Genomic DNA, 21,729 nt, shown 5'->3' with positions numbered 1-21,729 from the left:
ATGCTGAGCGTGATTGTTGACGGGCTGTGGCGAGAGGGCGACAAAAGCCTCGCCGTCAGGCTGGTGGCGGAAGACGGCGAAGCGCTGCCACCCTGGCAGCCCGGCGCACATATTGATGTTCACCTGCCCTGCGGCGTGGTTCGCCAGTATTCCCTGACCGGAGCGTGTGGCGGGGAAAGCTACCTGATCTGCGTGGGGCGGGAAACCGCCTCGCGTGGCGGGTCGCGCTACGTTCACGAGACGCTGCGTCCCGGGCAGAAGCTGATGATATCGGCCCCGCGCAACCTGTTTCCGCTTCAGCAGGCAGAGCGGGTTTTGCTCCTGGCTGCGGGAATTGGCATTACGCCGCTGTATGCGATGGCCCTGCAGCTGAAGGCGACCGGAACGCCGTTCACGCTGCACTACTACGTCAGAAACCGGGAAAGCGCGGCGTTTGCGCGCGAACTCTCTCAGTGCGATGAGTGCCTCATTCATACCGCCAGCCCGCGCACCGCGCTGGCGGAACATCTCCCGGCGGCCGAATCGGGCCTTCACGCCTGGGTCTGTGGTCCGGCAGGTTTTATGGAAAAAGTGCGTGAGGTCGCCACGGCAAAGGGATGGGCTGACGCCCATCTTCACAGCGAGGCGTTTCAGCCCGTTGCGCCCGCCGCAGGCGGTGAAACCGGGGAGATCTTCACGGTCAAGCTGGCCTCCACCGGGGAGCGCTGGCCGGTGCCTGCGGATAAAACCATCGCCCAGGTGCTGCAGGAAAATGGCGTGGCAGTCCCGCTTTCCTGTGAGATGGGGATCTGCGGAGCCTGCCTGACGCGGGTGATTGACGGCGTGGTGGATCACCGGGATAGCGTGCAGTCGGAGGCAGAAAAAAGCGCAACGGACCAGCAGGTGGCGCTGTGCTGCTCGCGGAGCCATTCCGGGGAGCTGGTGATTGGGCTGTAAACCGTCTGCACTCGCTTTCTTGCCGGGTGGCGCTGCGCTTACCCGGCCTACAATCCGTAACAATATCAATATATTGCACTATTCATTGTAGGCCCGTGCAAGCGTAGCGCCGCCGGGCGAAACTTACAAATCACACTTTGCCAGACCGTAAACGGGCTCGCTATCCTGCCACGCATAATCAATATGGCTGGCCTGCTCGCGTGCCAACGCGTCATCGCCCTGTAATCGCGCCGCCAGGGTAAAGGCGAAATCAAACACTTTACCCAGCCCACGGCCGCTCAGCAGATTGCCGTCTTCCACCACGTCGGCATCAACGTAGATGCCATCGCTGACTGTTTTCCACAGATCGCCGGAACAGACATAGCGACGCCCCTTCAGCAGTCCATTGCCGCCCAGCACGCGGGCGGCGGCGGAACAAATCGGGCAGATGTATTTGCCCGCTTCATCGTGGCGGCGGACGAAGGCAATGACCTCCGCGCTTTTCGCCAGGTTAACGCTGCCTTGCGGGCCGCCCGGTAACACCACGGCGTCAAAGGTCCGGTCGAGACTGGCCTGCAGAGTACTGTCCGCCACCATAGGGATGGCGTGATAGCTCACCACTTCGCGACTCTCGCCGCAGGCAATCGTCTGCACCGTAATATTCAGGCGGCGCAGGATATCGATAGTGACAATCGCTTCCCCTTCTTCAAAACCAGGGGCTAATAGCACGGCTACGCTTTTCATTTTGCTCTCCATTGCTTAAGGGTTACCAGTACGGGTGCCAAATCTGTCGCAGCCGCGCCAGCAGTTCAAGATAGAAATAGTCTCCCCAGCTACAGCACTGATCGACGCCCTTACCGCTGCCCATATGATAAACCGAGTGCTGCAGCAGCCCTTCGGTCGGATCGTCGTCGTGAGCAAGGTAGTTATCGGTCAGCGACAGCGCAATACGCAGCGCCATCTCTTCATAATATGCACGGTTTGCGTCGAGCGTCGGCAGCGCCTTGACCAGCTCCAGCAGGCCACAGGCGGCAATCGCCGCCGCTGAACTGTCGCGCACGGCGTCGGTACCGAGCAGCGCCAAATCCCAGTGGCAAACATCATCTTCCGGCAGACGGTTGAGGAAGTAATGCGCCAGGCTGCGGGACAGCTCAACCATCTGCTTATCGCCGGTGTGCTGATAGCTGAGCAGGAAGCCGTAAATGCCCCATGCCTGGCCTCGCGACCAGCACGAGGTATCGCTGTAGCCCTGATGGGTGTTGCCAAAGCGCGGCTCACCCGTCTGCACATCCATATAGTAAGTGTGATAAGTCGAGGCATCTTCACGCACGATATAGTTCGCGGCCTGTCCGGCATGAGCCGTCGCCGCCTGCGCATAGCGCGGATCCCCGGTCTGTTCGCTGGCCCAGTACAGCAGCGGCAGGTTCATATTGCAGTCGATGATCATTCTCCCCTGCTGCTCCGGGTCGTTTAAATCACCCCACGCCTGAATAATGTTGGCCGTCGGGTTAAAACGCTCCATCAGGCGCTCGGCTGCCAGAAGCGCCGACTGGCGAGCGGCCTCGTTGCCGGTGAGGCGCCATGCGCTGATGCAGGAGAGCGAATAGAGGAACCCGAGATCGTGCGTTGCGGTATCGATGCGCTGCTCAATACGCCGGGCGAACGACGGTAAATAGCGTTCGGCGGCTTCGCGATAATGCGCTTTGCCAGTCATCTCCCACGCCAGCCACAGCTGGCCAGGCCAAAAGCTGGTGGTCCATTCCACGTTATCGGTGCGCGGCCAGACCCCCTTCTCACAGGCCTCACCGGGGAACTTATCGCCGAAGGCGACAATATTGTTGTCGAGCTTGCGCGTGACGCGGGCTAACGCCGCTTCCAGCTTCTGGCTCAGTGCCAGGCGATCGACCTGATGCAGTTCGATCGGCCGCAGCGCTTCGGTGATAACAGATTTGGTCATAACAACTCCTGAATTAATGTTTGGCCGGTTCAACCGGGGCGGTATCTAAAGCCGGAGTAAAGGATCGTGAGTCATCGCGCGTCGACTGGCAGCGCGACAGCGTAAAGGCGGAAATCAGCGTAAATACCAGGGCGCAGCTGCCCATCAGCAGATAGGTATGCTCAAAGCCAATCTTGTCGTACAGATAGCCGGCAGGTGGGGCGACCACAATCGAACCCACGTAAATCATCGCCTGGTAGCCCAGCAGGTACATCGTGGCGTTAACCCGACGATGGAAATGTTCGGCAATGTATTTGAAGACGGAGATGAGCAGCAGCGCGATCTCGACGCCATAAAACGGTTTGATGATGGAGATAACAATCGGGTCACTGGTCAGCCCGGAGGCGATCAGCCGTGCCCCGACCACGCAGCCGCAGAACAGCAGGCCGCGCTTAGCGCCGTAGTGGTTCACCAGCCACGGGATAAACATCATCATCACGAACTCCATCCCCGACTGGACGGTACTCAGGTAGCCGTACCAGGCATTCCCCTGCTCTTTGGTGGCGAAGAACGAGACGAAGTAGCGCGGGAACTGCTGTTCGGCGATAAACATCATCCACGCCACCCCGGCGACATAGAGGCTAAACATCCAGAATTTGCGGTTTTTCAGGAGCATCAGCACATCGGCGAAGACGATCTTATTAGCGGAAATGACACTGTTATTGCGCAGCTGCTCATCGCCGATTTTGAGGCTAATCAGCACCAGCAGCATCAGTACCGAGGTACCGCTGCTGAGGAGAAAGTTGGCCAGCGGCGTGACGTTAAACAACAGCCCGGAGACCGACGCCGCCATCGCCCAGCCCAGTGAACCCCACATTCTGATGCGGCCAAACTCCAGCCCGTACAGGCGGCTAAAGCGGTCGGCGTAAGATTCAGACGCCGCCACACCGGCGTACCAGCCCAGGCTTAGATACAGCGCGCCGATGATAATCCCCGCCATCGCATGGCTTTGCAGCAGCGGCTGGTAAACCAGCGCAAAAAACGGCGCCATCAGCGCAGAAATGGCACAGACGAAATAGAGCAGCCACTTGCTCATGCCGATTTTGTCCATGATGTAGCCGTACACCGGCTTCAGGACCACCGCGAAGACGCCATTTATAGCGAACACGCTGCCGATGGTGACGCTATCGAGGCCCACTTTCTGGCTCAGCCACAGGGCGTACAGGCCAAAGCTGGATGACCACGTGAAGAAGTAAAGGAAAATAAAGGTACTCATTTTGTACTGCGCGGCGCGTACGGACGATGATGTGCTCATAGCGATGCCTCCGGAGCCAGAAGGAGCGTCGTTTCTTGTCGTGCCGTCACGAAGCGTACCGCGTCATCGCTAATGAAGGCCTGCGGGCAGCGTTGCGGATCGAAGTCGGCGGCATTTCCCGCCCACACCGCGCTGATTAACACATGCGTACCGGGGTCGAGCTCGCCGCGCAGCACCGGCACCGCCGCGCGCTCGGCGAACAGCAGATTACTGTTTGGCGGCGTCAACACCGTCTCGCCGCGGCGAGCGTGCGGATGTAAACAGAAAATGGCTGAGACATCCCGGGCATTGCGTAGCCAGCAGGCACCATCACTTTCGTGTACCTGCGGCTGCGGGCGGTTTGCCAGGCTAAAGCCGCCTTCCGCGCAGTCCAGCGCGCGCCGGGTATTGATACGATGAACGCGCAGTTGCCAGTCGCCCAGCGCCAACAGCCAGCTATCAATCACCACGTCGTGCCACGGCAGCCAGCGGCTATAAATAGTGCCGTCAGCGGTGACCACGTGCTGACATTCGCGACGGCCACGCCAGTAGTTGTCCTTTTCGGCCAGCAGCAGCATCGAATCGGGCGCGGCATGGTTCAGGCCGTAGCGGCCGCGTTCGATGGTGAAGCCAAAGCGGGTGGAATAGGCAAATTTGCAGTATTTCGCTTCGGTGTTCACGAAGTTGTTCAGCTCCAGCTGGCCGGACGTCAGCATCCACAGGTGGTCGGCCTGATGTACCACCACCTGATCCGCGTGGGCTATCGTGTGCTGCGCGGGCAACGGCGGCAGCGGCAGCTCAGCCGCCTGCCAGAAGGCATCGCCCTCATCTAATGCCAGCACCAGCAGGGTCTTCAGGCCCCAGTACGGCGACCCCGGCGCGTTGTAGTCTTCCGCCATCGCCAGGTTCGGATAGCTGTAACCGACGCTCAGTACGCCGTCGCGGTCGAATATCGGCTGCTTCAGCCACCAGCGCAGATGACGCAGGACGATGCCCTTCATCACGCCCGGCGAAAAGACTTCCAGCCCGGCGAAGGCCGCCGCACTCCAGAACGCCGCCTCGGCAAAGCGGTAGGTCAGGCTACGGCCAAACGGGATCGCCGCGCCGTCTTCAGCAAAGAAATGGATGAAGTCAGAGGAGAAACGCGCGGCCCGATCGCGCAGCGTTGCACAGCGCTTCGGATCGACCCCGGCCATGAGCTTCGTGTAAATCAGGCCATAGAAATGGAAGCCCATCGAGATGTAATAGTCGCGCGGCCGTCCCGGACCATCGGAATACCAGCCATCGCCGAGGTAGTAGTGCTCCATGGCAGCAAAATGATCTTCCAGCGCCTGCGGGTTGGTCGGCATACCGCAATAATGGAAGCCGACCTGCACCAGAATCGGGAAGAAGTGCCAGTTGTTATCGGGGATGTCCTGGGTCTCGCACTGCTTTAGCCAGCGCCATAAATGCTCTTTCTCCGTCTCAGTGAAGTGTGCCAGTACGGTTTCACCCGCCAGCGCCAGCAGCAGCCCGTAGGCCGCCATCTCGACGATTCGCTGATCGTAAGGCCCGACATCGCCCCAGTAATCAGCATGCTGCGGATCGGTGCCGTTTTTTATCGCCTGTAAATAGAATGCGAAGTGCTGCGGCTCGCTGCCGCCAGCCAACAGCGGCGTCACGCCCCACAGCAGGCGGGAAAACGTTTCCATGCTCGCCACCTGCTGACCGTAGTGAGCGGTAAAGTTCGCTAAATCAATGCGGCTGGCGTCTTTTTTAAACCAGGGCGCCACCGCGTTCAGCATGTCGTTGACCAGCCGTAGCACCTCTTCCCGGCTTGTCAGTGGATTATCCAGATGAATATTTTCAGGTTGCACAGGGTCCTCCCGCATTACACGAGGGTAGAGATAAGTTATTGTTATTAGGCTTTTTTAAAGCCACGAGTGCGACGTCTGAATGAAGAGTAACTGCTTTTATTCCTGGCGCTGAGTGAGCAGACTCACAAAATTAAACCGCCATTTCATTTTTTCTGGATTTTGTCGAACGCGAGGGGGATAAATTACAAATGATGGCCTAAAAATTTAAATCTGTTGTTCTGGAGGTAATATGGGTGAAACGCAACTACTGGAACGCATTACGCTCGATCGGCAGGCCATTTCTTTTAACCGCATGTACACCACCAGCGCGATTTACTACCACTGGCATCAATGCGTTGAATTGCTCTATATCTCCAGCGGCTACGGCATCGTGGTGGTGGATAACCAGCACTACACCGCCCGTCCGGGGCGACTCTTTATCTTCCCGCCCTTCCGTTTGCACAAAGTGCAGGTCGATCATAGCGATAAGAACCCCTATCACCGCACGACGATGCACATTGAGCAATCGGTCGTCGAAAGTGCGCTCGGCGCCTTCCCGCGCCATCAGGCCCGGTTCGCCGCGCTGGCCGCCAGCAATCTGCCAGCACAGATTTACGATCTCAGCAATCACGCGGCGTTTATCGAGAGGATCCTTGAACAATTTCAGCGCCTGGAGGGCAACGAGCAGACAGAGGCCTGCGAGGTGGCCTTTCTGATGATGCAGCTCATGACGTTTCTGCCCGAGCAGCCGCAGCCCTACCCGCCGCGCCAGCAGACCGTCGCCTCGCGGATTATGAGCTGGGTCGAAGCCCACTATGCCAGCAAGTTTTCGCTCGACCAGTTAGCCCACGACCTGGGGCTTTCACGCAGCTATACCTCACGAATTTTCCGCCAGCAGACCGGCGGTACCATCCACGAATATTTGCTGACCCGGCGAATAAAAAGCAGCTGCGAGCTGTTACGGTACAGCGATGAGCCTGTTGACGCTATTGCCCTGGCAGTCGGGTTTAGCGAGGTGACCTATTTCATTACCTGCTTTAAAAAGATGATGCGTCAGACGCCACTGCAGTATCGGCGCAGTATCCGCTGCACCAGGATTCCCTCTCAGGGCGATTTTGGACAGGTTTGCTGAACCTCCAGCCTGGCCGGGGATTTTATGCACAAAAAAACCCAGGTCGCATAACGACCTGGGTTTCGAATTTGGCGGAAGCGTAGAGATTCGAACTCTAGAACCCTTTCGGGTCGCCGGTTTTCAAGACCGGTGCCTTCAACCGCTCGGCCACGCTTCCAAAGTGAGGCGCACTATAAACATCTATTAGCGCCTTGTAAAGCAGGAATTTTTCTATTTTTCCCCACACGCGTTTGACTGCGCAAAAAGTCACCCGCACGCTGACCTCACGTCACTCTCCACGACCTTGTACATACCGTAACATAGCAACGCTCATCCTTTTAAATCGCTCTGGTATAGAATGCCACAAAAATAGACGGTCATTTGTAGTGTAATTGTTATAAATCTGAATTCCCGCAGATTTTAGACATTACTGCCATGCAGTGTTACGGGTTGATGATGAAAATCAAGAATACGCTTTGCTTACATATCCTGATGGCAACCCTGGCCATTTTGTTCCTTTGTATTCACCCGCTGGTGACGAGCTTCGATCCACCGCTCGCCTTCCAGCCGCTGATTAAATCAATGGCGGGCACGCCTAAAGAACAAGCGGAAAAAATTGCCACTATTTCTCATGCTTTAGAAGGGAATGCGATATTCTTCATTGGTGCGTCTGAGGTAGCGACCTCAGAAGATGAACATTACGCTGTCTATAATTATTTTAATAAGCAATTACACAAACCCGTCGTGGCGTATGGCGATGCGTTTGTTGATGACGAAACGCAGTTTTTACTGTTCTCACGTTTTAAAAATAGCCTTAACGCAAACAGTAAAGTTGTTTTGCTTCTGGCACCCGACAGCTTTTACTCAAAAGGTCTACCACCTGCTATCTATGCCGATAATTTCCCGGGCTCTGTTTTTAATCCTTTGATGAAGGATCCGCAGGCGCGCCCAATATTAGTCAATTATTTAAAACATATTGATAGTAAAGAAATAAGCCATTTAACCTTTGGTCAAATGCGTGTCTTTGGCTGGCACCCCGATCTGATATGGGACGAGGTGAGTTTCCAGTTTGCCAACGTCTGCACCATGATAAAAAACGACTGGCTGGCGCTGCTTCACGTCACGCCCCGGACGGTACAGCCGTGGCCGCCGCAGCCAACCACCCATATAGCCCCAGACTGGGATAAAGAGCTGGCGAATGCCCGCGAGTTAAATAAAAAACGCCAGCAGAGCGCGGCCACCCTGTGGATGGACAAAACAATTTACGAGGAGGACGGTACGCGACAGCAGTGGGATGACACGCCGGTCGTACCTGCGCAAATCGCCGCGTTCAGAAAAACCGTCCAGCTGCTGAAAGACCGGCACGTGCAGGTGATTGCTATCGTCGACCCGGTTAACCCCTGGGCGCTTTACAATACCGATACCTTCTGCCCGGTTGATAAGCAAATTCAAACCATTCTGGAAGCGAACCAGATCCCCTATTTAGATATGTACGCCATGCCTTATCAGAATGGCTGGAACTGGGATCGTTTGCACCCTTCCGAGCTGGCCTGGGTTCCTATGATTCGCTTTATTGCACAGAGCTTTAAATAATGAAAATCGCGATCCGTCTTTTTTTCCTTTATCTCCTGCTGGCGATCACCATCGTCGCGTGGACCTCTGTCGATGACAGCATGAGTATGCAGCTGCATTTTGAATATCAAAAGTTCTGAGGCCGAATGATGTATAGCTCAGGGATGTTTTTTGTCTATTTATTTTCATCCGCCCTGGCGTTTGCGCTGGTCAATCGCGTATTACGTCATCGCCTGACGTATTTATCGGCGTTATCCGTCCTCGCCGCATTAGGCTGGGGCTATATTTTTCAGGGTGATTACCGTGTTCCCGCGGTCGTTTTTTTCAGTTTTTACCTTGTCGCCACGTTAAAAGAAAAAGGATGGTTAAAAACATGGCAGGCGATTGTGTTAACGCTGCTGCCTTTATTTTTGGTGAAATTGCACCTTAATCATCATCTCGGCATGATCGGCCTCTCTTTTATGACGTTCCGCGCGGTGGACGTGCTGCTCTATCGCAGTAAAAAAGAAGGGCAGAATTTCCTGCATTATTTCTGCTATCTGTTTATGCCCTTTATTATTCTGGCGGGCCCAATGTATCGCTGGCGGACATGGATGAGCGACGTCAGCAAGCCCGTCTTTGCCCTTAACCGCGAACAGTTTTTAGTGGCGCTGGAGCAAATCATTACCGGCATTGTCCAGAAGTTCCTGTTTGCCATGCTGGTTGATTCACTTGTCGTGCAGCCCTGGAGCCATAAGCCGTTTACGCTGACCGTGGGCGTGGTGATGTCGATTGCCTATAGCGCCTACCTCTACTTTGATTTTGCGGGCTACAGCAATATGACCATCGGTGCGGGCCGCATGTTTGGGTTGAATATTCCGGCAAACTTCAATATGCCGCTTCTGGCAAAGAATCCGCAGGACTTCTGGCGCCGCTTCCACATTAGCCTGTCTGAATGGCTGCGCGATGTGGTCTTTATTCCCGTTTATATGAACCTGATGAAGTTCAACTTTTTCCGTCAGAACAAAACGCTGGCGCAAAATATCGGTATTTTTTGCACCCTGTTTTGCATGGGGGCATGGAATGGCCTGGAACGCCATTACGTCATCAGCGGCGCGCTGTTTGGCGCCATCTCTGTCGCTCACAACATGCTGCTGTGGTCAGCCAAACGCAGCCCGGCGTTACACCGCGGGTTGCAGTATCCGGCTGTTGCGTTTTTGGGACGCATTCTGACGCTGGGAAGCGCCGCGGGCTCCCTTTACATCTTTAGTGGAATGTCACCTCTATGAAAAATCACTCCGATCTTCAGGAACTGCAGAATTTCTTGCGTGCGGCATTATACGATCCCGCCTCCCCGCAGCAGCTGGCCATCAGCGGCAGCGACGAAGCCTTAAGCTGGCTGCAGCTTTCCGCTGCCGTGACGGACTGGGCACAGCGCTATCAGGGTTGCCAGCCTGTTGCCGGTACGCCGGTCGTCTTGTACGGACACCAGCAGGCCGAGTTCGCCGTGGCGATTTATAGCTGCCTGCTACACAACATTCCGTACATTCCGGTGGACTGCATTTACCCGCAGGAGCGCCTGCGGGAGATCTGCCATCTGGCCAGCGCCCCTTACTATTACGACGTCGCGACCCGGCAGTTCATCGCCACGGGTGAACCGGGCAAGGTGCTGGAGGAGCAGGATCTGGCCTATATCATGTTTACCTCAGGCAGCACCGGCAAACCTAAAGGGGTGCAGATTGGGCGTGAAAGCGTATGGCACTTCATGAAATGGGTCAGCCAGGACTTTTCGCTGCCGGAAAAACCGGTCCTGATGAACCACGCGGTGTTCAGTTTTGACCTCTCCCTGATCCCTTTGCTGGCGAATCTGGCGATGGGTGGACACATCGTGCTGAACGCCAAAGATGATATTCAGAAAGAGAACTGGCTGGAGCGACTGAAAAGCAACGCCGTCTCCGCCTGGGTTTCCACCCCCTCTTTTGCGTATCAGCAGCTACTTTCCCCACAGTTCAACAGCGAGTATTTGCCTGCGCTGAGCGTCTTTATCTTCATTGGTGAAGTGTTGAATAAAGCGCTGGTCAAACAACTGCGCCGCCGTTTCCCGCAGGCCAAAATTATTAACTCCTATGGCCCAACGGAAGCGACCATCGCAACAACCGTCGTCGAGATCACGGATGCGATCCTCAACAGCGACAGCGCCGTGCTGCCGGTGGGGGTCATGATGCCTGAGAGCAGAATGGAAATTTCCGCTGAAGGCGAGCTGATCATCTGGGGAAAAAACGTCATGCGCGGCTATCTCGGCCTGCCGCAGGAGAACGCGGCGAAATTACTTCATCGGGAAAACGAGGCGTTTCGCGGCTACCGGACCGGCGATCTGGGTTATGAAGCGGGGCTCATCTACTGTCAGGGCCGCAACGACAGCCAGGTCAAACTGAATGGCTACCGTATTGAAATTAACGAGATCGAAAACCGCCTGCTGGCGATGTCCGGCATCAACGAAGCGGTGGTTCTGCCGCTGATGAAATCCTGCGGCAGCGTGCTGCGCATTGCCGCGTTCTGCGTGACGGAGCTGGCGCCGGATACCATTAAAACCTCGCTGTCGAAGGTGGTTCCCCACTATATGGTGCCTTCACAAATTATCGTAAAAGACGCTTTGCCGCTGAATCCTAACGGCAAAATTGACCGCAAGTTGCTGGACGCTTACGCCCGCACAAATTAATGACCCCAGGAAAAATTATGGAACAAGAAATTCTCGCCCTGTTCGAAAAAGTGTTATCCCGTAAGGTGGGCTTTCACGATGAACTGATTGAATCCGACATTCTCGACTCCATCCTGGCGGTCGATATGGTCCTGGAAGTACAGGACGTTTACGGCTGCATGATCCCGCCGACAGACGTGGCGACGGTGCTGAAAACCCCGGCGGACCTGGCCCGCTATATTGAAGAAAACCGCTAAACGCCTCTGCTGTTAATCCTGTCCTGAAGGCTCTGGCGCATCGCGCCAGAGCCCAGACGCAAAATGAATATCCATCACCGGAATTAAACCAACCGCTTTTGTGATTTCTCCTACACTTTAGGGGTCGTGTTGTTCTTAACAGAGGAGTCTGCGGTATGGCATTCGTAACCACGAAAGACGGCGTCAATATTTACTACAAAGACTGGGGCCCAAAAGAGGCCCAGCCCATTGTCTTCCACCACGGCTGGCCGTTGAGTGCCGATGACTGGGATAACCAGATGCTCTTCTTCCTTGCAGAAGGCTATCGCGTTATCGCTATCGATCGCCGCGGACATGGACGATCGGACCAGGTGAGTGAAGGCCACGATATGGATCATTATGCGGCCGATGCATCAGCCGTGGTTGAAAGCCTGGATCTGCACAATGCCGTGCACGTCGGTCACTCCACCGGCGGCGGCCAGGTCGCCCGCTATGTTGCGCGGTATGGACAACCGCAGGGGCGCGTCGCGAAAGCGGTGCTCGTCAGCGCCGTCCCGCCTCTGATGGTCAAAACGGAGACGAATCCCGGCGGAACGCCCATCGAGGTCTTCGACGGTTTCCGCAAAGCGCTGGCGGCTAACCGCGCCCAGTTTTATCTCGACGTTGCCAGCGGTCCTTTCTACGGTTTTAATCGCGATGGCGCCGAGGTTTCGCAGGGTACGATCCAGAACTGGTGGCGACAGGGTATGATTGGAAGCGCCAAAGCCCACTATGAGGGGATTAAGGCGTTTTCAGAGACCGACCAGACGGAAGATTTGAAAACCATCACGGTTCCCGTTCTGGTGTTGCAGGGCGATGACGATCAGGTTGTACCGTATAAAAATGCCGCCCTTCTCCAGGACAAGCTGCTGGCGAACAGCGTGCTGAAAATTTATCCGGGCTTCCCGCACGGGATGCATACCACCCATGCGGATACTATCAACGCGGACATTCTGGCTTTTATTCGCTCATAACGCTGCGTTTCTTGCCGGGTGGCGCTGCGCTTACCCGGCCTACATTCCGCTACGATATTCCATTCAATGCATGAACGCCACCCGAGGGTGGCGTTGTTTATTCTGCTTAGCGATTATCCAGCTGGGCGCGAACGTTGTTCAGCCCGGTGGTGTTGATCCGATAAGGCTGCCCGTCCACGGATCGGATCAGCTTTTTGGTGCGGAGTTTTTTGAAGACGCTGAGCGTGCAGTCGCTCAGCACCAGCCCTTCACGGGTATAGCACTCAACGGACGTGACGCGGCCAGAACTGTCGCGGACGTGCACAATACGTCCACCTTTGGCGAGAACGTGTAAGGTACGTTGTTCCTGACGGGATAAATTCATACTGGAAAACCTGTGTAATCATCATGCGTAAAAACGAGCCCACACCCGCAGGTGCGTGCGTAAGGTTTAAGCGCAGCGATAACCAGTCCGTCCTGAAAAGGGCGGGAAGCTGATTATCTGATGAAAACATTCTCCAGCATCAATGCCTCGGTAAGCGATGAAAAGGTATTTACGGGGTGAATGATAACACCTGTTTTTTACAGGGAAATATCGGAACCTGAAAAGTGTGACCTGAATCATTCAATCCAAAAGAAAAACCCCAGGTTAACAAGTAACCTGGGGTTTATATCTGGCGGAAGCGCAGAGATTCGAACTCTGGAACCCTTTCGGGTCGCCGGTTTTCAAGACCGGTGCCTTCAACCGCTCGGCCACACTTCCTGAGTGAGGCGAACTATAAACACCTCACCGCGTGCTGTAAAGAGTGCCAGCAATCGTTCGCTGTAAAAATAGGCAAAACGTGTTTAATCGGTTGAACTGACAACACATCGACGATTTTATCAGCACAGGCCTAGTGTTTTTTGATGTACATGTCTTTCGTGTAATAGTACCCCAGCTTATCCGGCGTAAATCCGCCCACCCACGGTTTAACCAGGTGCGTACGGACGTAGTGATAAACCGGAATGGCGGGCACATCGCGTCCCAGGAGATCTTCCGCCTGCTGGTAGAACTTACCCCGCTCTTCCGTTGTTTTGGCTTTTGCGGCATTCACCAGCGCCTGGTCATATTCCGGATTGCTGTACTGGCTGGTGTTTTCGCTGTCGCCGGTGCGGAAGTTGTTAAGGAAGGTCGCCGCGTCGTCGTAGTCGGCAATCCAGGCGTAACGCACCGCGTCAAAGTTGTGGGTGTGCATGGTATCCAGCATGGTTTTCCACTCCTGATTTTGCAGCTTCGCTTCCACGCCGAGGTTTTTCTTCCACATAGAGCTGGCCGCAATCGCGATACGCTGGTGCGATTCAGAAGTGTTATAGAGCAGGTTAAAGCTCAGAGGGTGGCTTTCGTTGTACCCGGCCTCGTTGAGCAGCTTTTTCGCCTCAGCGATGCGTTTGTCCTGCGGCCAACTGGCGTAGTCCGGGTTCTGAAGCTTAACGCCGCCGATATCCGGCTGGCTGATGAGCCACGCCGGGCGCTGCCCCTGCCCTAAGACTTTCCCGGCAATGATGTCTTTATCGAGCGCCATGTTCAGCGCCTTACGCACGCGGGCGTCGTTGAACGGCGGCCGGGTGGTATTGAATTCGTAGTAATAGGTCGCCAGCTGCGGGGAGACATCGAGCTGGCTGCCCAGGGTTTTCTTGAGCTGAGCGAACTGGTTGATCGGCACCGTGTAGACAATATCAATTTCACCCGCTTTATAGCGGTTCACATCCGCGGCCTCGGAGGTGATAGGCAGATAGGTGACCTTATTAATCACGGTATGGTCATTATCCCAGTAGCGCGGGTTGCGCTCCGCCACGATGCGTTCGTTGACCACCCACTGGGACAGTTTATAGGCCCCACTGGTGACGATATGTTCAGGCTTGGTCCACTTGTCGCCAAAGCGGCCAATCAGCACTTTATCCACCGGCACCAGCGACGGGTGCGCCAGCATTGCCAGGAATGCCGCATTAGGCTGCGTCAATGTCACTTCCAGCGTGGTGTCGTTAATGGCTTTCACGCCCAGCGTTTCGGGCGCTTTTTTCCCTTGGGCGATATCCGCACCATTTACGATGTGCATGTTGCCTGGATAGCTGGCATACGGTGAAGCGGTTTTAGGATCAACCAGACGCTGCCAGCTCCAGACCACATCTTCCGCGGTAATGGCAGTGCCGTCGCTCCAGGTGATGCCTGGACGCAAATGGAACGTCCAGACGGTGTTGTCCTTGTTCTCCCATTTTTCCGCCAGCCGTGGCTGGACTTTACCCGACGGGGAAACGCTGACCAGCCCGTCGAATAAATCACTGATAATATTGAATTCGACGTCGCTTTCGACTTTATGCGGGTCGAGCGAAGCGGGCTCATTACCGTTGTTCCTGACCAGTTCCTGCTTATCGGCCAGCTGCGTTCCTGCCGGCACGTTAGCCGCCCAGGTTGCCGTGCTGGCGCACAGGATCCCGGCGGTTAACAAAGAGAGCGTAAAGCGCGTGCGTGTTTGTGGTTTCATTTCCTTCGCCTTATTGTCTGTTTTTGTGACGATCCGGAAATAACTCTTAGCGGCCTTATGGTAATAACGCAATAATTTTCAGTAACCTATAAGAGGTTGATCTGATTAATCGCGTCAAACCGCTATTCATACTGGTGAAACGTATTTATGCAGAAGAAACAACCAGCTCCCGCGCTAACCTGCTGAGTAAAGATGGGTAAAACCACTTTGAGAGTGACGCGCCGTTTCCTATTCTTTCCGTTAATTACATCTGTCATAAGAGAGTGACTCATGGATCGTATAATTACTTCCTCACGCGACCGCACATCGCTACTCAGCACCCACAAGGTGCTGCGCAATACCTATTTCATGCTCAGCCTGACGCTGGCGTTTTCGGCGATCACCGCCACCGCCAGCACCGTGCTGATGCTGCCGTCTCCGGGGCTGATCCTGACCCTGGTGGGCATGTATGGCCTGATGTTCCTGACCTACAAAACCGCTGACAAACCGGTCGGAATTCTGTCCGCATTCGCCTTCACCGGCTTCCTGGGCTACATCCTGGGACCGATGCTGAACGCGTATCTGTCTGCCGGTATGGGTGACCTTATCGGCATGGCGCTGGGCGGTACCGCACTGGTGTTCTTCTGCTGCTCGGCCTACGTGCTGACCACCCGTAAGGACATGTCCTTCCTCGGCGGCATGCTGATGGCGGGTGTTGTGGTGGTGCTGGTGGGTATGGTGGCCAACATCTTCCTGCAGCTGCCTGCCCTGCATCTGGCGATCAGCGCCGTGTTTATTCTGATTTCTTCCGGCGCGATCCTGTTTGAAACCAGCAACATCATTCGCGGCGGTGAAACGAACTATATTCGCGCCACCGTGAGCCTGTATGTATCGCTGTACAACATCTTCGTCAGCCTGCTGAGCATCCTGGGCTTCGCCAGCCGCGATTAAGCACAACGGATATGAAAAAGGAGAATGCCCCGGCATTCTCCTTTTTTTTATGCCCTACTCACCCCGGCAAATATAGGTCGGATAGCGCCGGTCCTGAATCAGCCACACGGAAGGCGAGAGTTCAGAGATGGTGAGATAGTAGCGTGCGGTCGGACTGGCAAAGCTCCCCCACTGGGCGTCGGGCGTATTGTCGTTGTGTCGACGCCAGGTTTCGGTGTAGCTCAACACAATGACGTTATCATCGTCCCGCTGCTGCCAGGTAAAATCCACGTCCCTGTCAACGATCAGATTTTGCCCGTCAGCCCTTGCCGCGCCTTTATAGGTGGTCACTCCGGTACCGTCCCGATGAAAATAGAACTGGGCAACGGTATTGACCTTCACTTCGCTGGCTTTTCCCTCATTGCGCGTAAAGTTAAATTCGGTGCTGCAGGCCAGTACATCCTTTTTAAACACACAGCCGGAATAGTAAAACAGCGCCAGGGCACTGCCGACCAATGCACCACCCAGCCCAAAAAGAAGTTTTATTTTCATTTTTGTGCCCCGCTTTTATAACGGATGGTTTTGCACAGGCTGGATTGACTGACCGGGCAGGCGCCAATGAACACCTCATCTGCGGCGGCAATAGAAAAACGGGCACTGAAATAATAAATGTCGTACTCCTCTCGTTCGCACGCCACGTTATTGGCCGCCAGCTGCGCCGCTAATTTCGATAACACCAGCGGTCTTCCGTGATCGTTGATAATCCAGAGACGACAATGCGCGATTTTCTCCTTAACCGGCATGAGTTTCGCCGGAACGAATATCCCCTGCTGCCGGCTAAAGTAGAAGCTCGCCCCCAATGCAGCAATAATCAATACGGCCGTCATCCCCCATCGTTTCAGGGAAGCGCGTTGTGGCTTTTCCACTTTCGCTGCAGACTGAGGCTGCGGTTCGGCGGGTTGAATACGCTCTCCGGGCTGAAAAATCACATCGGCCTCAAAACGAAACCCATAACGGGGTACGGTTACGATAAATTCGTACCCCTCTCCCAGTGCCTGGAAGCTTTTACGTAATTCGCTCACCGCTTTATTGAGATTATTTCCCGATGGCGTAAAGCCAAACTCCTCCCACACGCGGGTAATCAATTCCTCCCGACTCAGGTCGTGCCCTTTGTGCTTAATAAATTCCTGTAAAAGACGAACGGCGGGGGCCGAAAGCGTTAATACAGATTCCGGTTGCCCAACAAGACTTATTGCATGTGCTTCAGGATCAAATAACAACGAATTATTGCATATAAAAAACATCTTTTATTCTCGGCTGTTACCGCATGCTTTTTAATCCCTGGTACATCGACATGAAAACCCCCTCCTGACTTGCTTATTTTTCCATCAGAAGGAATTTTCTCTCCATCCCTGGTCGCGGTATTTTCGCTTAACTATACAACCTTAAAGCCAGAAAATCAGGATAAAAAACTGTATATAACGAGTTAATTAATACAAATTTTCACAAACCGCTGTTCTGGTTAAAGTTTCCCTGCCCTGAAGCGATACGAAAGCAGACGGTGTCCTGGTGTTAACGCGCCGCCTTTAAACTCAGAGCAGGCAGACTTGATCGTGAAACAGAAAAAAAGAGTGAGCGTCACAACCGCCTTTTATGTCGCCGCGCTGTCATTGCCATTTTTCCCGGAAATGGCACTGGCCAATATGAGCGTGTATCCCATGGAACTTAACGTGGATAAGTCCGGTGCGGCGCAAATTAAGGTGGCGTCAAAAACGGATGATATTCAGTTCATTCGGGTGAGGCAAAAGAAAATTCTTAATCCCGGCACGGCCCTGGAAAAAGAGATTGATGTGGCGTCGTGGAAAGAGGGTGGCGTTGTTGTCACGCCGGAAAAATTCGCCCTTGCGGCAGGCGCAATGCGCGTGGTTCGCCTGGTATCGCTTACGCCCCCGGAAAAAGAGACGACCTGGCGCGTCTATTTTGAAGGGGTCAAGCAGCCTGACAGCATTATTCCGGGCAAGGCAGAACGCCCTGCTGCGACGGCAAGACTGGGCGTCAATGTAATCTGGGGCGCTCTGATCCATCTCGCACCGGAAAAAAGCGTGGTTTCGCTGTCGATTGACCCTCAGAGGGGAACGTTAAAAAACAACGGCACGTTGCGCGTGCCGCTGAGAGAGATCGGTATTTGTGATGCGGATTCGTCGTGCAGATGGATTAAAGAAGACGCGACGATTTATCCGGATACTGAACGGAAATTAAAAACGCTCGCGAAGGCGCAAGGCCAGAAATATAAATTCCGCTACTTCAACTGGCTGAATAAAACCGCTGAAGAAGCTGATTTACCCGTCGTGCAATAACACGACGTTACCGTAAAGACCCCAAAGGGTTTGTTTAAAGAGCCAGGGTGCTCATTTGTAAATATGGAGATATCAATGCGTAAGTATTTTAAACCTCTGATGATTGTTGCCGCGATGACCACGTCCGTTAACGCGCTGGCGATTCAAAAAGATATTACCGTCAACGCCAGCGTTGATTCACAGCTGGATATGACCCAGGCCGATAACACGCCGCTGCCGGCAAGCATCGATATGCAGTACCTGCCTGGCCGTGGCCTGGAAAGCTACCGCCTGAATACCAAGGTGTGGTCTAACTCCGCGACCAGCAACGTAAAAGTCCGTCTGGTAAGCGCCGCGAAGCTGGCGAATGCCGACGGTGCTGAGACCATCCCAATGACGGTGATTCTGGGTGATAAAACCCTCTCTACCGCAGATGTGGAATATACAGGCGCCGAACTGTTCCCGGGGAGCATTGAAAACGGTTCAGCGGTACTGCCACTGACCATTTCCCAGACCACCAAAGGCATTCTGAAAACCGGTCAGTACAGCGGCGTTGTCAGCCTGATGCTGACGCAGGCGACGACCACGGAAGGCGGTGCGTAACACCACAGCACCTAAGGAATAACGTCAGAGGGTGCTCACCCTCTGACGTCAGGATGATGTCGAGGCTCGTTCATGGCGTTTCACAGAAATACCCTCCTCTTTGTTGCTTTGTTACCCGCTTCCATCCAACTCGCCTGCGCAGGGATGGCCGTCCCGCCAGGTTTTGAAGACCTGGCGAAGACGCAGCGCCTGTGGACAGAGGTGAACCTCTACGGCGAGGCGCTTGGCCTTTTTGAAACGGATATCACGCTTGAAACGGTCAGCTTTGTCGCACCTGAAACCGTGGTAGCGGCCATCAAACGCCGGTTTAATGACGACCCATCCCTCGTTGCCACCGTGTCTGCCGCGCTGGCCGTTCCGCTTGCCCGTAACGGCAACCTGGCCTGCAGCAGCAACGGCTCCGCAACGGGCTGTGATTACATCAATACCGACCGCGCGGCCATTATTTATGACGAGAATAACGCCCGCATTAACCTGTTCCTGGACAAGAAATTTCTGCCTAAGCAGACGGCAGAGAATCAATGGTATCAGCCCACTCAGGGCACCGAAAATGCGCTGATCCATCAGCAGAACATTAACTTCGTGGCCGACAGGGATTATCAGTCGGCAACCGTGCAGGGCAACGGCGCGCTGGCGCTCACCCAGGACGGCTACGTAAATCTCGACTGGACCTGGCTGGGGCAGCGTTCACGGCACCAGCAGCAGCAGGAGGTCACCGTCAACAACGCCTGGTTCCGCCAGGATATCCTGCGTCAGTACTATGTCCAGTTAGGTGAGATGGATACCCGCGATCTGTTCAGTAACGCTGGCGGAAATATCAACCTCAGCCAGCTGCCGCTGGGCAAAATTCGCGGCCTGCGCACGGGTTCAACACGGGCATGGATGAACCCGGTTCAGCAGTCGAAGGGAACCCCTGTTACCGTGCTGCTTTCCCATGACGCGCGTATCGATGCCCGCCGGGGAAATCAGTTGCTGGCGAGCTTCTATCTGAATGCCGGGGCGCAAACCCTGGACACGCGTTCGTTCCCGGACGGGAGCTACACCGTGACGCTCTCCATCTATGAAAATAACCGGCTGACGCGCACCGAGCAGGTGCCGTTTACCCGAACCGGCATTACGCCATTTGACCGCGTCGAGTGGTTCCTGCAGGCGGGCGAAACCGACAACAGCGATCAAAACGAAGAACGCCGCGCGGTTGCGCAGGCGGGCGTTCGTCTGCCCGTGACCCCGACGCTGGCGCTGACCAGCGGTGCAACGTTCAAGAAAAACCAGCGTTTCCTGGAGAACGCGCTCGACTGGAGCCGGGGCTTCAACGCGGGCCCGATCGATGGCGTGCTGAGTACCCGGTTTAGCTACCTCTACGGCAGCGAAGGTCAGCGCGGCAATATTCAGCAAATCAGCTACAACGACGGTTTTTCTTTGAGCGTCTATCGCAACGCGTTATCCGCTGAAAACTGCAACACCCAAAGCGCGGGATTTGACGCCGTGAATGGCTGTTATCGCACCCTCTCGGTGATGTTCTCCGTCCCGGTCGGCGCCTGGTATGCGAGCCTGGGGTATTCGGATAACCGCAACGAAGGCCGGTACGTTTCACGCCGGGAGCTGCCGGACAGTGACGATCGCCACGATGCGGGTCTGCCGTGGGAATCTGTCTATATGACCCGCTCGCGCACGCGGGCCTGGCAGGCTGGCCTGAGCAATGCCTTCAGCACCCATGGCCTGAACATTAACAGCAGCATTAACCTGTTTATGCGTAACGATGACGCCCGCGAAGGCAGGGATAAAGGTGGCTACCTGAGCGTGAGCCTGTCCATGGCGCATAACCGTCAGGGTGATGCCTCAAGCTACACCTCTCTGGGCGCGACATGGCAGCACCAGCAGCGTGAAAAAAACCAGCTGAGCTACAGCGTGGCGCATAACTGGTATGCCGATGCCCGCGGTGAAAATGAGTATGGCCTCAGCGCGTCGGGCATTAACAGCGACTCGCTGAATACATCAGCCTATACGCGCCAGGGCGGACGATATGGCAACGGAAGCCTGACGGTCAGCGACGCCTGGGATCGTCAGGACCGCCGCCATACGCTGAGCAGCAGCGGCAACTACAGCTCAACGCTCGCGCTTTCCCGTTCTGGCCTGTGGCTGGGCCGCTGGAGCGACGGTCGCCCTGCTTCCGCCGTCGCGGTGAACGTGGCGACGCCGGAAGATGCTCAGGATCCGCGCGTCGCCGTGTCGCTGGATAACAGCGGGAGCGCAGACATTCCGGGCAATAGCCGCGCCCTCTTCGCGGTACCGGGCTATCAGCAGACGACGTTGACGATTAACGAATCGCTGGACGTCTCCCGGGGAGCCAGCAGTGAAATCACGCAAGGGTCAGGCAGCAGAACGCTGTTTATGGTGCCAGGCAAACTGCTGCGCCGGGACGTGCAAACGACCGCAAGCTACACCTGGCTTGGCCAGTTAACCGACGAGCACCATTCGCCGTTTATCGGCGGCGTGCCGCTGAACGTGAACGGCTGGAGTGACCTTGGCAACGGCGGGTTTAGCGCGCAAAGCGACGCCCTGCTGCATAACCTCTACCTGGTGCGTCAGCAGCAATTTTATCAGTGCGCGCTGAACGTGAAGAGTATGCGTGACGTCGTGCGTTACGTCGGTTCGATTCCCTGTAAGGAATTAACCTTCTCCGCCCTGCCGGATGCTGTCCAGCAGCAGGCGCAGCTGATGCTGGCCGGACGGTCGGTCCCTGCTGGCCCGACAGCCATGAATACCGATAGCCTCACTAAAGGGAAATGAT

The 21,729-nt window shown here is 55.3% G+C and carries 19 protein-coding genes and 2 tRNA genes; 11 read left to right on the top strand and 10 right to left on the bottom strand.

Going from position 1 to position 21,729, the window contains the following annotated elements; genetic code table 11:
• Nucleotides 1-936 carry a PDR/VanB family oxidoreductase gene (locus tag KGP25_RS08320; protein WP_223540240.1) on the top strand — a complete coding sequence of 312 codons (936 nt, stop codon included), beginning with the start codon at nt 1-3 and terminating at the stop codon, nt 934-936.
• 123 nt (nt 937-1,059) lie between these two features.
• Here KGP25_RS08320 and KGP25_RS08315 read toward each other — a convergent pair whose 3' ends face one another.
• Genes KGP25_RS08315 through KGP25_RS08300 form a run of 4 tightly spaced genes read right to left on the bottom strand, consistent with a single transcriptional unit; the run spans nt 1,060 to nt 6,001 of the window.
• Nucleotides 1,060-1,659 carry a DJ-1/PfpI family protein gene (locus KGP25_RS08315; protein ID WP_223540239.1) on the bottom strand — a complete coding sequence of 200 codons (600 nt, stop codon included), beginning with the start codon at nt 1,657-1,659 and terminating at the stop codon, nt 1,060-1,062.
• Nucleotides 1,660-1,681: 22 nt separating this feature from the next.
• A complete protein-coding gene (locus KGP25_RS08310; protein ID WP_045908342.1) occupies nt 1,682-2,872 on the bottom strand; it encodes a glycoside hydrolase family 88 protein in 1,191 nt (396 codons plus the stop codon).
• 13 nt (nt 2,873-2,885) lie between these two features.
• Complete coding sequence (locus KGP25_RS08305; RefSeq protein WP_223540238.1) at nt 2,886-4,166, bottom strand: oligosaccharide MFS transporter; 1,281 nt, start codon at nt 4,164-4,166, stop codon at nt 2,886-2,888.
• Nucleotides 4,163-6,001, bottom strand: coding sequence for a DUF2264 domain-containing protein (locus KGP25_RS08300; RefSeq protein WP_223540237.1), 1,839 nt, complete (start codon nt 5,999-6,001; stop codon nt 4,163-4,165). The genes KGP25_RS08305 and KGP25_RS08300 overlap by 4 nt, the downstream gene beginning before the upstream one ends.
• Before the next feature lie 229 nt (nt 6,002-6,230).
• Here KGP25_RS08300 and KGP25_RS08295 point away from each other — a divergent pair, with 229 nt between their 5' ends.
• Nucleotides 6,231-7,112 carry an AraC family transcriptional regulator gene (locus KGP25_RS08295; protein ID WP_111966961.1) on the top strand — a complete coding sequence of 294 codons (882 nt, stop codon included), beginning with the start codon at nt 6,231-6,233 and terminating at the stop codon, nt 7,110-7,112.
• Nucleotides 7,113-7,181: 69 nt separating this feature from the next.
• Here KGP25_RS08295 and KGP25_RS08290 read toward each other — a convergent pair.
• Nucleotides 7,182-7,269, bottom strand: a tRNA-Ser gene (locus KGP25_RS08290).
• 278 nt (nt 7,270-7,547) lie between these two features.
• Here KGP25_RS08290 and KGP25_RS08285 point away from each other — a divergent pair.
• From KGP25_RS08285 to KGP25_RS08265, 5 genes are all read left to right on the top strand, one after another.
• On the top strand, nt 7,548-8,684 hold the full coding sequence (locus KGP25_RS08285) for a D-alanyl-lipoteichoic acid biosynthesis protein DltD (RefSeq protein ID WP_223540543.1): 1,137 nt from the start codon (nt 7,548-7,550) through the stop codon (nt 8,682-8,684).
• A gap of 128 nt (nt 8,685-8,812) precedes the next feature.
• Nucleotides 8,813-9,931: an MBOAT family O-acyltransferase gene (locus tag KGP25_RS08280; RefSeq protein WP_223540542.1), complete on the top strand. Its 1,119-nt coding sequence runs from the start codon at nt 8,813-8,815 to the stop codon at nt 9,929-9,931.
• Nucleotides 9,928-11,361 (top strand): AMP-binding protein, encoded by a 1,434-nt coding sequence (locus tag KGP25_RS08275; protein ID WP_223540236.1) that lies wholly within the window; start codon nt 9,928-9,930, stop codon nt 11,359-11,361. The genes KGP25_RS08280 and KGP25_RS08275 overlap by 4 nt, the downstream gene beginning before the upstream one ends.
• A 17-nt stretch (nt 11,362-11,378) precedes the next feature.
• A complete protein-coding gene (locus tag KGP25_RS08270) occupies nt 11,379-11,597 on the top strand; it encodes an acyl carrier protein (RefSeq protein WP_008499867.1) in 219 nt (72 codons plus the stop codon).
• Between the two features lie 155 nt (nt 11,598-11,752).
• Nucleotides 11,753-12,589: an alpha/beta hydrolase gene (locus tag KGP25_RS08265; RefSeq protein ID WP_045908349.1), complete on the top strand. Its 837-nt coding sequence runs from the start codon at nt 11,753-11,755 to the stop codon at nt 12,587-12,589.
• A gap of 106 nt (nt 12,590-12,695) precedes the next feature.
• On the opposite strand, the gene KGP25_RS08260 is transcribed toward KGP25_RS08265, so the two are convergent.
• From KGP25_RS08260 to KGP25_RS08250, 3 genes are all read right to left on the bottom strand, one after another.
• On the bottom strand, nt 12,696-12,953 hold the full coding sequence (locus tag KGP25_RS08260; RefSeq protein WP_045908351.1) for a YjhX family toxin: 258 nt from the start codon (nt 12,951-12,953) through the stop codon (nt 12,696-12,698).
• A 290-nt stretch (nt 12,954-13,243) separates the two neighbouring features.
• Nucleotides 13,244-13,331 (bottom strand) — tRNA-Ser (locus KGP25_RS08255).
• Nucleotides 13,332-13,461: 130 nt separating this feature from the next.
• Nucleotides 13,462-15,090: an ABC transporter substrate-binding protein gene (locus KGP25_RS08250; protein ID WP_223540235.1), complete on the bottom strand. Its 1,629-nt coding sequence runs from the start codon at nt 15,088-15,090 to the stop codon at nt 13,462-13,464.
• 270 nt (nt 15,091-15,360) lie between these two features.
• Here KGP25_RS08250 and yccA point away from each other — a divergent pair, with 270 nt between their 5' ends.
• Complete coding sequence (gene yccA / locus KGP25_RS08245) at nt 15,361-16,020, top strand: FtsH protease modulator YccA (protein ID WP_023335168.1); 660 nt, start codon at nt 15,361-15,363, stop codon at nt 16,018-16,020.
• Nucleotides 16,021-16,074: 54 nt separating this feature from the next.
• On the opposite strand, the gene KGP25_RS08240 is transcribed toward yccA, so the two are convergent.
• Together KGP25_RS08240 and KGP25_RS08235 are read right to left on the bottom strand one after the other, a co-directional pair.
• A complete protein-coding gene (locus tag KGP25_RS08240) occupies nt 16,075-16,551 on the bottom strand; it encodes a hypothetical protein (protein ID WP_045908354.1) in 477 nt (158 codons plus the stop codon).
• Complete coding sequence (locus tag KGP25_RS08235) at nt 16,548-17,303, bottom strand: winged helix-turn-helix domain-containing protein (RefSeq protein WP_048027267.1); 756 nt, start codon at nt 17,301-17,303, stop codon at nt 16,548-16,550. The genes KGP25_RS08240 and KGP25_RS08235 overlap by 4 nt, the downstream gene beginning before the upstream one ends.
• Before the next feature lie 327 nt (nt 17,304-17,630).
• On the opposite strand from KGP25_RS08235, the gene KGP25_RS08230 reads away from it, so the two are divergent.
• From KGP25_RS08230 to KGP25_RS08220, 3 genes are all read left to right on the top strand, one after another.
• Nucleotides 17,631-18,356 carry a fimbrial protein gene (locus tag KGP25_RS08230; protein ID WP_223540234.1) on the top strand — a complete coding sequence of 242 codons (726 nt, stop codon included), beginning with the start codon at nt 17,631-17,633 and terminating at the stop codon, nt 18,354-18,356.
• Between the two features lie 75 nt (nt 18,357-18,431).
• Nucleotides 18,432-18,938, top strand: a complete 507-nt coding sequence (locus KGP25_RS08225; protein ID WP_045908356.1) for a CS1 type fimbrial major subunit — start codon at nt 18,432-18,434, stop codon at nt 18,936-18,938.
• Between the two features lie 72 nt (nt 18,939-19,010).
• Nucleotides 19,011-21,728 carry a TcfC E-set like domain-containing protein gene (locus KGP25_RS08220; protein ID WP_223540233.1) on the top strand — a complete coding sequence of 906 codons (2,718 nt, stop codon included), beginning with the start codon at nt 19,011-19,013 and terminating at the stop codon, nt 21,726-21,728.
• The last annotated feature ends 1 nt before the right edge of the window (nt 21,729 follow it).

The sequence above is a fragment of the Enterobacter sp. JBIWA003 genome (assembly GCF_019968825.1).
Classification (GTDB): Bacteria; Pseudomonadota; Gammaproteobacteria; order Enterobacterales; family Enterobacteriaceae; genus Enterobacter; species Enterobacter quasiroggenkampii.
The sequence above is the reverse complement of the archived record's forward strand: the minus strand, read 5'-3'. Positions and strand labels throughout refer to the sequence as shown.

Coding starts and splice junctions, on each gene's coding strand:
- KGP25_RS08320 (WP_223540240.1), top strand. CDS start 1: ATGCTGAGCGTGATTGTTGACGGGCTGTGGCGAGAGGGCGACAAAAGC.
- KGP25_RS08315 (WP_223540239.1), bottom strand. CDS start 1,659: ATGAAAAGCGTAGCCGTGCTATTAGCCCCTGGTTTTGAAGAAGGGGAA.
- KGP25_RS08310 (WP_045908342.1), bottom strand. CDS start 2,872: ATGACCAAATCTGTTATCACCGAAGCGCTGCGGCCGATCGAACTGCAT.
- KGP25_RS08305 (WP_223540238.1), bottom strand. CDS start 4,166: ATGAGCACATCATCGTCCGTACGCGCCGCGCAGTACAAAATGAGTACC.
- KGP25_RS08295 (WP_111966961.1), top strand. CDS start 6,231: ATGGGTGAAACGCAACTACTGGAACGCATTACGCTCGATCGGCAGGCC.
- KGP25_RS08285 (WP_223540543.1), top strand. CDS start 7,548: ATGAAAATCAAGAATACGCTTTGCTTACATATCCTGATGGCAACCCTG.
- KGP25_RS08280 (WP_223540542.1), top strand. CDS start 8,813: ATGTATAGCTCAGGGATGTTTTTTGTCTATTTATTTTCATCCGCCCTG.
- KGP25_RS08275 (WP_223540236.1), top strand. CDS start 9,928: ATGAAAAATCACTCCGATCTTCAGGAACTGCAGAATTTCTTGCGTGCG.
- KGP25_RS08270 (WP_008499867.1), top strand. CDS start 11,379: ATGGAACAAGAAATTCTCGCCCTGTTCGAAAAAGTGTTATCCCGTAAG.
- KGP25_RS08265 (WP_045908349.1), top strand. CDS start 11,753: ATGGCATTCGTAACCACGAAAGACGGCGTCAATATTTACTACAAAGAC.
- KGP25_RS08260 (WP_045908351.1), bottom strand. CDS start 12,953: ATGAATTTATCCCGTCAGGAACAACGTACCTTACACGTTCTCGCCAAA.
- KGP25_RS08250 (WP_223540235.1), bottom strand. CDS start 15,090: ATGAAACCACAAACACGCACGCGCTTTACGCTCTCTTTGTTAACCGCC.
- yccA (WP_023335168.1), top strand. CDS start 15,361: ATGGATCGTATAATTACTTCCTCACGCGACCGCACATCGCTACTCAGC.
- KGP25_RS08240 (WP_045908354.1), bottom strand. CDS start 16,551: ATGAAAATAAAACTTCTTTTTGGGCTGGGTGGTGCATTGGTCGGCAGT.
- KGP25_RS08235 (WP_048027267.1), bottom strand. CDS start 17,303: ATGTTTTTTATATGCAATAATTCGTTGTTATTTGATCCTGAAGCACAT.
- KGP25_RS08225 (WP_045908356.1), top strand. CDS start 18,432: ATGCGTAAGTATTTTAAACCTCTGATGATTGTTGCCGCGATGACCACG.
- KGP25_RS08220 (WP_223540233.1), top strand. CDS start 19,011: ATGGCGTTTCACAGAAATACCCTCCTCTTTGTTGCTTTGTTACCCGCT.